Raw genomic sequence first — 11775 nt, 5'->3', positions numbered from 1 at the left:
AGCCAGTAGGCGAACATGTTCAGCCGCGGGAAGGCGACGTCAGGCGCGCCGATCTGGAGCGGCATGATCCAGTTCGTGAAGCCGGCGAACAGCGGTGTCGCGAACATCAGCAGCATGACGGTGCCGTGCATCGTGAACGCCTGGTTGTACTGCTCCTTGGAAAGGATCTGCAGGCCCGGCCGGGCGAGTTCGGCGCGCATGAGCAGCGCCATGACACCGCCGATCAGGAAGAACGCGAACGACGTCGTCAGATACAGCGTGCCGATGGTCTTGTGGTCGGTGGTGGTCAGCCACTTGACGACGACGTTTCCCGGCTGCCGCCCCCGGAGTGGTACTTCAGTCTCGTAGTAGTCGGGAGCCGGGTGCTCCGGTTCGTTGAGAACAGTCACGGGTTTGCTTCTCCAGACGCTGCGGGCCATCCGCGCCTTTGAGGCGAGTCACCGGTCATCCTTGCGGCTGCGGTCGGAAGAGGGGTCCCCGATCGGCCTCCGTACGGCCGATCGGGGACCCGGTACCCACGAGTGGAGCAATCAGGGGGCTACCTGCCGTAGCCCGCGGCGTTGATGTTGGCCTGTACGGCGTTCTCGGTGGCGTCCGAAGGGTAGCCGGAGGTCATGACGCCTTCGTAGAAGGTGCCTGCGGCGCCGTGGCTGTTGTCGCCGCCGATGCCGAGGATGATGGCGCCCTCCTTCTTCATGGGGTTGTAGCCGGAGACGTTGGGGCGGACCCCGTTGTAGAAGATGGACAGGGAGCCGGACTGGGCGTTGCCGCCGCGGATGGCCCACTTGTTCGGGCCGCCCTTGATGACGGCGGTGAGGTAGCGGTTGCTGATGGAGGGGTCGTTCGCGTTGTAGTGCTGGTTGACGCCGGAGAACAGACCGTTCTCCAGGTCGGCCATGATCCAGGGGCCGTTGCCGCTGCCGTACCCCCAGACCTTGATGTTGCCGAAGTAGATGGCCTCCATGGTGCCGTTGCCGTTGTCGCGGCTGTTGGTCTCGGCGTTGCCGTAGTCGAAGCAGCAGCCGCCGTTGTAGTGCGTGCCGTCCAGGACGGCGTACATGCCCTCCGGCTGGTCGCCCTTGGCGACTCCGTTGGTGCTGTTGTTGCGGTATCCGGTGCCGGGTGCGACGTAGACGCCGTAGGCCTTGTGGCCGGCGAGCGTGGTGGGTGCCGCGGTGGCGTTGGCGAGGTTGTCGTAGCCGCCCGCGGCGGGGCCGGAGAAGCCGCCGGGGGGTGCCTGGGTGAGGCGGTTGTTGCGGCCGGACTGGTCGTAGATCACGGTGACGAGACAGGTGGTGCCGGCGCAGAAGGAGTCCTGGGCGGCGGCGTTGGCGACGCCTCCGGCGCTGAGGACGCCGATGTCGCGAGTGGCGTTGTCGGATGCGCGCCGTACCTGGTAGAGCGGCCCGTTGTAGGAGGCGTACAACGCGCGGGTGGTGCTGTGGGCCGCCACGCAGGGGGTGCCGCCGGCGGCGTAGAGATCGCACGGCAGGGATGTGGCGGCGGGGGCGGCCGGCGCGGCCGGTGCCGTTCCGGTGAGCAGGCCGACGCTGAGCGCGGCGGTTGCTCCGGTGGCGAGCAGCGCGTGTCGCAGGGTGCGGGACCGTGGCTGAGGGGACATCGGTGAACTCCTTCGATGGTGGGGGGTGTTGCCCGGCCGGAGCCGGATGGGGACCTCAGAACCGGGTGAAGAACTTCCAGATCTCGGCCGGCACCCAGGCCCTGGAGCCGCTGTCGCCGCCCGTGCCGTCCTGGGGCGCCGCGATGTGGCCCTCGTCGAACGCGGCCCATTCGACGGGGTGCCCGGCCGAGCAGCCGGTGTAGGTGGTGACGCGGTGCGTCCGGCTGCCCTGGTCGGGCTCGGGCGGGTTCTGCGCCGCGCAGGTTGCCGCCCTGGTCGCCGTGCGTAGGAGGCGCCTTTGAGCGGGTCCGCAGACGAGTCTTCGAGCTTCTGAGCATGGACATGACAGAGGTGAAGCCATGGTGAACTCCGGAAGTATTCAGTGGCCCTTGCCTGCGCGTGCTGTGCGGAACGCATACATGTCCGACATATCGAACATCACTCCGAGTTTCGGACACTTTGGAATGATAGGAATCTCGTAGCGATCGTCAATGCCTGTCACAGGATTTTGTCTGGCGGGTTGACGAATGGCTGGGCCCGGCCGAGGAGAGTGGACTCGCAGCCTGTGCGAGAAGGCTCCCCCTGCCTGGTCCGGAAGGCTGGAGGTGCGGTGCGTGCCGGTGCCGGCGGTCCGTCGGCAGATCGGTCCGCCGGTATGGGGCCGGGTGCCCGCGCCCTGGTGTGCGCCCGAACCGGCTGGGGCGCACGGGGGGCGTCTGTCGGTCGAAAGGGCCCGGTCGCTCGCGTAGCGACGCCGGTGATGCGTTCCGCGGCGCCTCGCGGCACTGGTCGTGAGGTACCCGCAGGGGGGCGGCTCAGCTGACGCCCGGCTTCGGTCGGCCGCCACAGGCGGCCGTGTTCCGGGTCGTGGCCATGGCGCCCGGCCGCGCCCCTCGCTCGCGTTCTGTCTACGCAGTCATGGCTGCCGCGTCAAGACCTGCGGCTCCTGCTCTCACCCCCTCTCGCACATGAGCCGCTCTGCGCCCCGGACGCCCCGACGTTCAGGTTGCGAATCTGTTTCAGGCGCTTGACGGACGCCTTCTGACTGCGTAGACATGTCAGCGCAGTCAGAAATGCCCAGGACCGTCACAGGTCACGGACACCCGGAGTCACCATGAGGCGAGGCGCAGGACGGGGCGGGAGTTCCGGCGCACCGCGCAGCGTGGATGTGGCCCGGCTGGCGGGCGTCTCCCAGAAGACGGTGTCCCGGGTGTACAACGACGAGCCGTACGTGTCCGCGGAGGTACGCCGCCGGGTGCTGGAGGCCGGTGAGGAACTCGGTTTCCGGCTGAACAACGCGGCTCGCGCACTGGCCTCCGGACGCACCCGCTCCATCGGTGTGGTGACGCTGGGAACCGCCCTGTACGGGCCCGCCTCCCTGATCATGCTGGTGGAGCGCGCCGTACGGGACACCGGGTACGCCCTCCGCGTGGTCAACACCGTGGAAGGCGACCCGACCGGCGTCGCCGGTGCCGTCGACTCGCTCCTCGACCAGGGCGTGGACGGCATCATCATCTCCGAACCGATCGACGACGGTCACGGCGAGGACCTCTCCGCCCGCGGCGACGTACCGGTCCTCGTCCTCGGGGCGCCGCCCCTGTCCATGCCAAGGACGCTCGCCGCCGGAGTCGGCGCCGACCTGATGGCGCGTACGGCGACCGAGTACCTGCTGGAACTGGGGCACGAGACCGTCCACCACCTCGCAGGACCGCAGCGCTGGTACGCCGCCCGGGACCGGCTGGAGGGCTGGCGGTCGACGCTCGCCGCGCACGGCAGGCGGATACCGCCCGTGGTGGAGGGCGACTGGTCCGCCGCGACCGGCTACACGGCGGGTCGTGAACTGGCTGCCGACGACGACCTGACCGCGGTGTTCGCCGCCAACGACGACATGGCGATCGGGCTGGTCCGCGCGCTGGCGGAAGCCGGCCGACGTGTCCCCGAGGACGTCAGCGTCGTGGGCTTCGACGACATCCCGGTCGCCGCCTATGTCACCCCTCCGCTCACCACGATGCGTCAGCCTTTCGACACCGTGGCGCAGGAGGGGCTCAAACGTCTCGTGCACTCCATCGAGAACCCCGACGCGCCCCCCTTGCCGGCCAGTGAACCACCGGTCGACCTGGTGATCCGCGCCTCGACCGCACCCCCGCCGCCCCGGACGACCCCGGGCCGCGGCGGGTCGGCCGGCTCTGCTCCGAGTGGGGGCCGGCCCGGCCCGGCCCCGGGCGGAGGTGCGTCCGCGTACGACTGACCGGCACCGACAGGCCCGAGGAACCGCCTTCCTCACCGGGCAGGGAGCCGTGCGGCGAGCCGCCGTACGAAGCGCTGCTCCCGCCCACCGCTCCCCGGCCGCGCGTGAATCCTGTGCGGACACCCCGTCACACCGACGCCGCATCCCCTTCTCTCGGTCTTCTCAGCTCTCCTCCGCTCCACGGCGGCCGCCCAGCGGCGGCGCCGCAGTTCTCCGCTCCACCGTGACCTCCCCGTCCACCGGCCTCCGCCTCGACCGCAGGCGGACCTCCCGGCGGGCGGCGTCCGCTACGACGGGTCCCCGCGCCATGCCGGCATGCGTGCCCTGGCCGTCCGTTCGAGCCTGAGTAGCTCTCCTCACCCTCCCCGCGCACGCCTGTGCCGGCGTGCCCTTCCCTCAGCCATCGGCGGGAGTTCCCATGCACAGATCCGACTCCACCCCCAGCCAGTCCCAGATGAGCCGTCGGCTCCTGCTCACCGCCGCGGGAGCGGTCTCCCTGGGTGCCGCTCTCACCGCCTGCGGCGGCGGAGGTGGCGGCGGCTCCGCCACCTCGTCCGCCAAGCCGGTCAGCCAGGCCGACATCGACAAGGCGATGAAGACCCCGACCACGCTGACGTTCTGGACCTGGGTCCCGGACATCGACCAGGAGGTCGCGCTCTTCGAGAAGAAGTACCCGGCCATCAAGGTCAAGGTCGTCAACGCGGGCCAGGGCGTGCAGCACTACACCAAGCTGCGTACCGCGATCAAGGCCGGCAACGGTGCCCCGGACGTGGCGCAGATGGAGTACCAGGCCATCCCGACGTTCACGATCACGGACAGCCTGCTCGACCTGACCCCGTACGGCGCGGCCAAGCTCAAGGACACATTCGTCGACTGGACCTGGGGGCAGGTCAGCGGCTCCAAGGGCGAGATCTGGGCGATCCCGCAGGACACCGGCCCGATGGGCATGCTCTACCGGGCGGACATCTTCGACAAGCACGGCATCGAACCGCCCAAGACCTGGGACGACTTCGCGGCCGCCGCGCGCAAGCTGCACAAGGCCGACCCGGAGGTCTACCTGACCAACCTGGCCGGCAACGAGGCGGCCGCCTGGCACGGCCTGCTCTGGCAGGCGGGGGCCAAGCCCTACGCCACCGCCGGCAAGGGCGACGTCACCATCGACGTCGACGACGCGATCTCCAAGAAGCTCGCCGCCTACTGGGGCGGGCTGGCCCAGGACGGCGTGATCGGCGTCGAGCCCGACTTCACCGACGCCTGGTTCTCCGCGCTCAACAAGGGCAAGTACGCCACCTGGATCACCGCCGCCTGGGGGCCGGTCTTCCTCGCCGGCTCGGCCAAGTCCACCGCGGGCAAGTGGCGGGCCGCCCCGCTGCCGCAGTGGGACGCGTCGCAGCCGAGCTCGGGCAACTGGGGCGGCTCGACCAGCGCGGTCGTCAAGGAGACCAAGAACCCCATCGCGGCCGCGGTGTTCGCGCAGTTCCTCAACAGCGACCCGGACAGCGCGAAGCTGTTCAACACCAAGCAGTCGTTCTTCCCGGCGACCAAGCCACTGCTCTCGGACCCGGCTTTCACCGCCGACGCCCCCTCGTTCTACGGCGGCCAGAAGGTCAACCAGGTGTTCGCCGGGATCGGCAGGACGGTCAGCCCCGACTTCCAGTGGCCGCCGTTCCTGGACCAAGCCGTCACCGACTGGACGGAGACCGTCGGCACGGCTCTCACCAGGAAGAAGGACGCGGTCGCCGCGCTCGGTGCCTGGCAGACGCGCCTGACCACCTACGCCAAGGCCCAGGGCTTCACCGTCAAGTCCGCCTGATCCGCGGCGGGTTCCGTGCCCACGCCCGCACGCTTCGGCACGGAACCCGCCCCCCGGCCAGCCCTTCCCCCAAGAAAGGCCCGATGATGACTGCCACGACCGTGGCCTCCACCGAGGAGCCGCGCCGAGCGGGGCCCGAGCGCCGCCGCCTCGGTGGCCTGTGCCAAGGTGCGGCAGGTCCGCTGTTCGTCGCACCGTTCATGGTGCTGTTCCTGCTGATGTTCCTCGCCCCGCTCGGCTACGCCGCCTACCTCAGCCTGTTCCAGGAAAGACTCATCGGCGGCAACGCCTTCGTCGGGTTGGACAACTACCTGACGGCGCTGAAGGACCCCCTCCTGCGGGAAGGAGTGCTGAGGGTCGCCCAGTTCTTCGTCATCCAGGTCCCCCTCATGCTCCTGCTCGCCCTGGTCTTCGCGCTCGCGCTCGACAGCGGCCTGCTGCGGCTCGCGCGGGTGATCCGGCTCGGCATCTTCGTGCCCTACGCCGTCCCGAGCGTGGTCGCCACCCTCATGTGGGGCTACCTGTACGGGCCGGACTTCGGCCCCTTCGCCCAGCTGAGTCAGAAACTCGGCCTGCCCGCCCCGCACTTCCTCAGCGACGGCTGGCTGCTCGGAAGCCTGGCGAACATCGTGACCTGGGAGTTCGTCGGCTACAACATGATCATCCTGTACGCGGCGCTGCGGACCGTTCCGCAAGATCTCTACGAGGCCGCGGCGATGGACGGCGCAGGACCCTGGCGGATCGCCTGGTCCATCAAGCTCCCGGCACTGCGTCCCGCGCTGCTGCTCACCCTGCTGTTCTCCGTCATCGGCAGCTTCCAGCTGTTCAACGAGCCGAAGCTGCTCCAGCCCATCGCGCCCGACGTCATCGACAACTCCTACACCGCGAACCTCTACGCCTACTCCCTGGCCTTCACCGGTCAGCAGGTCAACTACTCGGCCGCGGTGTCCTTCCTCCTCGGCCTGGTCATCGTGATCTTCTCCTACGCCGTCCTGTTCGTCGCGAACCGCAGGAGGACCTCGTGACGACCGCGACGCCCCCGTCCACGTCCCGGCCGGCCCCGCGCGCCACCGCGACCGGCACACCGCGGACCGCCCGTGGCCGGCGCCGGCGATCCGCCGGACGCCGCAGCACCCCGCTGACCATCGTCATGCTGGCCGTCCTCGCGTACTTCCTGCTGCCGCTGTTCTGGCTCGCCGTCTCCTCGACCAAGAGCACCCAGGACCTCTTCACCAGCTTCGGCCTGTGGTTCTCGCACGCGCCGCAACTGCTGGAGAACGTCCACGAGACGCTCACGCACGACGACGGCGTCTTCCTGCACTGGCTGCTCAACACGGTCCTGTACTCCGTCGGCAGCGCACTCGGCGCCGCGCTCCTGGCGGCCGCCGCCGGCTACGGCTTCGCCAAGTACCGGTTCCGCGGCAACAGCGCGGCCTTCGCCCTCGTCCTGGGCGCCGTCATGATCCCGACGACCGCCCTCGCCATCCCCACCTATCTGCTCTTCGCGAAGGTGGACCTCGTCAACACCCCCTGGGCCGTCGTGCTGCCGTCGCTGGTCAGCCCGTTCGGCCTCTACCTCATGCGGATCTACGCCGCGGACGCCGTCCCGGACAGCCTCCTGGAGGCCGCACGCATCGACGGCGCGGGGGAACTGCGCATCTTCTTCACGATCGCGCTGCGTCTGCTGGCCCCGGGTCTGGTGACGGTCGTGCTCTTCACGCTCGTGGCGACCTGGAACAACTACTTCCTGCCGCTGATCATGCTGAACGACCCGAAGCTGTACCCCGTCACGGTCGGCCTCTCCTCCTGGGCGTCCCAGGCCTTCGGCGGCGGGAGCGGCGCGAACAGCAACATGCTCGCGCTCGTCGTCACCGGCTCCCTCATCTCCGTCATTCCGCTCGTCGTCGCCTTCCTGCTCCTGCAGCGGTACTGGCAGAGCGGTCTGGCCGCCGGCGGCGTCAAGCAGTGACAACCCGCCGACGACGGCGCCGACTCCCGGACCCGTCCCCCCAACGAATCCTCGGAGGTTCCCCCATGGCGGTTCTGCCCGCCCGCGTCCTCTTCGGCGCCGCGTACTACCACGAGTACACGCCCGCCTACGACCCCGAACTTCGGCCCGACGAACGGCTGAAGACCGACCTGGACCTGATGGCCGAGGCGAACTTCACCGTGATCCGGGTCGGTGAGTCGGTCTGGTCCACCTGGGAGCCCGAGAACGGCCGCTTCGACCTCGACTGGCTCCAGCCGGTCCTCGACGGCGCCCACGAACGCGGCATCTCCGTCGTCCTCGGCACCCCGACCTACGCGGTGCCGCCGTGGCTGGCCCGCCAGTACCCGGAGATCACGGGGGAGCGGCGGACCGGCGAACGCATCGGCTGGGGCGCACGCCAGGAGGTGGACTTCACGCACCCCGCGTTCCGCTTCCACGCCGAGCGGATCATCCGCAAGATCGTCGCCCGGTACGCCGACCACCCGGCGATCATCGGCTGGCAGGTCGACAACGAACCCGGCCTGCACCTCTTCCACAACCGCGGTGTCTTCCAGCGCTTCGTCGACCACCTGCGCGACACGTACGGCGACGTCGAGACCCTGAACCGCGAGTGGGGCCTGGTCTACTGGTCGCACCGGCTGTCCGACTGGTCGGACCTGTGGACGCCGGACGGCAACGAACAGCCGCAGTACGACGTCGCCTGGCGGGAGTTCCAGGCCCGGCAGGTCACCGAGTTCATCGGCTGGCAGGCCGACATCGTCCGCGAGTACGCGAGCCCCGAGCACTTCGTCACCACCTGCATCTCCTACACCCGCCAGGGCGTCGCGGACGACGAACTGGCCGCGCGGCTCGACATCGCCTCCGGCAACCCGTACTACGACATGCAGGACGGCCTCCTGCTGCCCGACCCCACCCCGGACGAGCACGAACAGATCTGGAAGACCAGCGGCCTCTGGTCGATGTACGAGACCGCGGACTGGATGTACTCCTCCCGCCAGGAACCCTTCCTGGTCACCGAGACCAACGCGAACTCCATCGGTTTCGCCTGGGACAACCGCCCGGGTTACGACGGCCAGTGGCGCCAGACGGCGTGGGCGCACGTGGCCCGGGGCGCGCGGATGATCGAGTACTGGCAGTGGCAGACCCTGCGCTTCGGCGCCGAGACCTACTGGGGCGGTGTCCTGCCGCACAGCGGGCGGCCCGGTCGCACGTACGCCGAAATCGCCCGCCTGGGCGCCGAGTTCGAGAAGGCCGGTCCGCTCGTCGCCGGGATCGAGCCGGACGCCGACATCACGATGGTGTACTCGACGCCGAGCAAGTGGCTGATGCAGAAGTACCCGCCGCTGGCCAAGCCGGACGGCGCCCCGGACCCCGCTGCCTACCACCGCATCTTCGACCCCTTCTACCGGGGCGCCTTCGACGCCGGCCGGCAGGTGCGCATCGTGCACGCCGCGCACCTGGTCGAGAACACGGCACCCGAGGAGGCCGCACACCGCCACCCGGTGCTGGTCGTGCCGGCGCTGTACATCGCCACCGACGCCGCCCTGGACTGGCTCACCTCCTATGCGCACGCCGGCGGCCACCTCGTGCTGGGCCCCCGCACCGGCTACGCCGACCACGAGGCCCGCGCCCGGATCGACCGGGCACCCGGCCGTCTCGCCGAAGCCGCAGGTGTCCACTACGACGAGTTCAGCAACCTGGTGGGGACCGTGCCCGTCCGCGGCGTGGACGGCGCACCGCTCGACGTGCCCGCCGACGCGACGGCGACGCACTGGGCCGAGGGGCTCACGCCCGTCGACGCCGAGGTGCTGGCCTCCTACGAGCACCCGCACTTCGGGCGCTGGCCCGCCGTCACCACCCGCGAACACGGCGCCGGCCGTGTCACCTGCGTGGGCACGGTCCCCGGCCGTGACCTCGCCCGGTCCCTGGCCGCCTGGGCGGCGCCGGACCCGTGCGGCGGCTGGCGGGACCTGCCCGAGTCCGTGACCGTCACGACCGGGACCTCGCCGGACGGGCGGCACGTCCACGTCGTCCACAACTGGAGCTGGGAGCCCGTACGGGTCCCGTCCCCGGTACCCCTGTCCGACGTCCTGAGCGGCGGCGACGTACCGGCCGGTGCGGAGCTGGACCTGGGTCCGTGGGACGTCCGCGTCCTCGTCGCCGGACATGACGGCACCACCCCGGACGCCTGAGGAAGGCGTCGTCCGCACCACCGTGATCGTCTTGAAGGAGGAGTCATGCGGAGAACAACCCTGGGAAGGGCGCTGGGAACCTTCGGTGCGGCCGCCGCGCTGCTGGCCGTCCCCGCGTCCGGCGCGCAGGCGTACAACCCGACCGGCGGGATCCTCTACCAGCTCGGCAGCGATGCGTGCCTGAAGGGGCGGGGCAACTGCGCGGTCTACCCGAAGACGGCCCAGCTGTCCGGCGGGCGGCTGGTGGCGTCGTTCGAGAAGTCCACTGTCGTACCGAACTCGGGCAGCGCCGACGGGCAGACCCTGCCGGTCTACAAGAGTGACGACGACGGGACGAGCTGGCAGCCGCTGTCGGAGGTCAAGGCGCCGGCGTACCTCTCCAAGGACCCCAGGTACGCCCGGTACACCAGCAACTGGACCAACCCCTACCTCTACGTGCTTCCGCGGAGCGTCGGCGGGCTGAAGGCCGGCACGCTCCTGCTGGCGAGTGTCGTCTCCGGTGACGACGCCTACTACAAGGAGCACAAGGCGGCCGACCCGAACTGGACCCCGTCCAACGACGGCGACCGCAGCGACCTGGCCATCGCCCTGTTCGCCAGTACCGACCAGGGCAGCAGCTGGAAGGTCCTCAACGTCGTCGCCGCCGGAGGATGGCAGGGCGGCAGCGCGGGCGCGATCGGGCAGAACGTCGCCGCCGCCAACACGTACCGGCAGGTGGACCCCCTGTGGGAGCCCTACCTGATGGTCTACGACGGCAAGCTGGTCTGTTACTACTCCGACGAGAACGACTACACCGGCTTCGACCCGGTCACCGGCGTCCCGAAGAAGGACCCCGCCAACGACACGGCCACTGACTCGCACGGCCAGATCCTCGTGCACCGGACCTGGGACGGCAGAAGCACCGGCTGGAGCGACCCCGTCGTCGACGTCTCCGGGTCCGTCCAGGACATGGGCGGCGGCAAGACCGGGATCGGCGGCGGCCGGCCGGGTATGACCAACGTCGTCGCCACGTCGGACGGCAGGTGGATGCTCACCTTCGAGTACTGGGGCGGCGGGGCCAACACCCGGTACGTCATCGCCGACGACCCGCTGAAGTTCTTCCGCGGCAGCCAGACCGGCATGTCGGTCGGCTCGCTCCCGGTCGTCGCCGGCTCCCGGCCGCTCGCGGGCGGTGGCAGCCCGGTGCTCATCCGGCTCCCCGACGGGCGTCTCGTCTACAACGCGGCGAACAGCGGCGACGTGTGGGTCAACGAGAGCGGACGCAGCGACGGCGTCTGGACGGAGTACCGGACGACGTCACCGGCCGGTTACAGCCGCAACCTCCAGTACGTCGACGGCACCGGCCGCATCGCGATCCTCAACAACCAGGGCACCTCCACGATCGCCTACGCCGAGGTCGACCTCGGCGACTCGGCCGGCACCTACTACCGGCTCGTCAACCGCAGGACCGGCCAGGTGATCGGCACCGGCAACAGGACCAACGACGCCGACCTCGGCAACGGGGACACGCCGGACGTGGTCCTGGAGGACGCCGGAGCGGCGGCCGACCCGGACACCCAGCAGTGGCACGTGGTGGACGAGCCGAACGGCGGTACGACCCTGCTGAACAGGTCGGGCGGCCGCGCGGCGGCCATCTGGACGGGCAACGCCACGGCCGGTCAGCGCATCGGCCAGTGGGTCGACAACAGTGCGACGGGCAGCTGGAACCTCGTCAGGACGTCCGACGGCTACTACAGGTTCCAGGCCGTCAAGAACACGAGCCTCTACCTGACCGGGGCGTCCGCGGGAGCGCCGCTGACCCTGCAGAACGCGGCCGGCGACGGCTCACAGGACTGGAAGCTCGTCCGTCAGACCCTCCGCCTTCCAGCCCCCTGACCGGGACAGCGGTCGGAGCCCGGCGCAACGCCGGGC

At 70.0% G+C, this 11775-nt stretch carries 7 protein-coding genes and 2 pseudogenes; 6 read left to right on the top strand and 3 right to left on the bottom strand.

All coding sequences use genetic code 11. The features are described 5' to 3' along the window. The 3 genes and pseudogenes from ABZ646_RS27650 to ABZ646_RS27640 all read right to left on the bottom strand — a co-directional run. Positions 1-389: cbb3-type cytochrome c oxidase subunit I (locus tag ABZ646_RS27650; protein ID WP_360524311.1), on the bottom strand; the 389-nt coding region annotated here is incomplete at its 3' end. A 158-nt stretch (positions 390-547) separates the two neighbouring features. Continuing rightward, positions 548-1621 (bottom strand): annotated as a pseudogene (locus ABZ646_RS27645) (arabinofuranosidase catalytic domain-containing protein); the annotation flags it as partial. 55 nt (positions 1622-1676) lie between these two features. Continuing rightward, a pseudogene (locus ABZ646_RS27640) lies at positions 1677-1874 on the bottom strand (hydrolase); the annotation flags it as partial. Positions 1875-2735: 861 nt separating this feature from the next. On the opposite strand from ABZ646_RS27640, the gene ABZ646_RS27635 reads away from it, so the two are divergent. From ABZ646_RS27635 to ABZ646_RS27610, 6 genes are all read left to right on the top strand, one after another. Next, complete coding sequence (locus tag ABZ646_RS27635; RefSeq protein WP_360524308.1) at positions 2736-3869, top strand: LacI family DNA-binding transcriptional regulator; 1134 nt, start codon at positions 2736-2738, stop codon at positions 3867-3869. 418 nt (positions 3870-4287) lie between these two features. Continuing rightward, positions 4288-5682 carry an extracellular solute-binding protein gene (locus tag ABZ646_RS27630; RefSeq protein WP_360524306.1) on the top strand — a complete coding sequence of 465 codons (1395 nt, stop codon included), beginning with the start codon at positions 4288-4290 and terminating at the stop codon, positions 5680-5682. Positions 5683-5768: 86 nt separating this feature from the next. Further along, positions 5769-6707 (top strand): sugar ABC transporter permease, encoded by a 939-nt coding sequence (locus ABZ646_RS27625; RefSeq protein ID WP_360524314.1) that lies wholly within the window; start codon positions 5769-5771, stop codon positions 6705-6707. Further along, the gene (locus ABZ646_RS27620; protein WP_360524303.1) at positions 6704-7651 is read left to right on the top strand and encodes a carbohydrate ABC transporter permease; all 948 of its coding nucleotides are present in this window, start codon (positions 6704-6706) and stop codon (positions 7649-7651) included. Before ABZ646_RS27625 ends, ABZ646_RS27620 begins: the two co-directional genes overlap by 4 nt. Positions 7652-7716: 65 nt before the next feature. Continuing rightward, a complete protein-coding gene (locus tag ABZ646_RS27615; protein WP_360524300.1) occupies positions 7717-9864 on the top strand; it encodes a beta-galactosidase in 2148 nt (715 codons plus the stop codon). 45 nt (positions 9865-9909) lie between these two features. Continuing rightward, the gene (locus ABZ646_RS27610) at positions 9910-11739 is read left to right on the top strand and encodes an RICIN domain-containing protein (RefSeq protein WP_360524297.1); all 1830 of its coding nucleotides are present in this window, start codon (positions 9910-9912) and stop codon (positions 11737-11739) included. Positions 11740-11775: the final 36 nt, after the last annotated feature.

The organism is Streptomyces sp. NPDC007162, assembly GCF_040634175.1.
Classification (GTDB): Bacteria; Actinomycetota; Actinomycetes; order Streptomycetales; family Streptomycetaceae; genus Streptomyces.
Note: the sequence above shows the minus strand (reverse complement) of the source record. Positions and strands in the feature narration are given on the sequence as shown.

Excerpts from the sequence above, each read along its gene's own strand:
- ABZ646_RS27635 (WP_360524308.1), top strand. The coding sequence starts at position 2,736 with ATGAGGCGAGGCGCAGGACGGGGCGGGAGTTCCGGCGCACCGCGCAGC.
- ABZ646_RS27630 (WP_360524306.1), top strand. The coding sequence starts at position 4,288 with ATGCACAGATCCGACTCCACCCCCAGCCAGTCCCAGATGAGCCGTCGG.
- ABZ646_RS27625 (WP_360524314.1), top strand. The coding sequence starts at position 5,769 with ATGACTGCCACGACCGTGGCCTCCACCGAGGAGCCGCGCCGAGCGGGG.
- ABZ646_RS27615 (WP_360524300.1), top strand. The coding sequence starts at position 7,717 with ATGGCGGTTCTGCCCGCCCGCGTCCTCTTCGGCGCCGCGTACTACCAC.
- ABZ646_RS27610 (WP_360524297.1), top strand. The coding sequence starts at position 9,910 with ATGCGGAGAACAACCCTGGGAAGGGCGCTGGGAACCTTCGGTGCGGCC.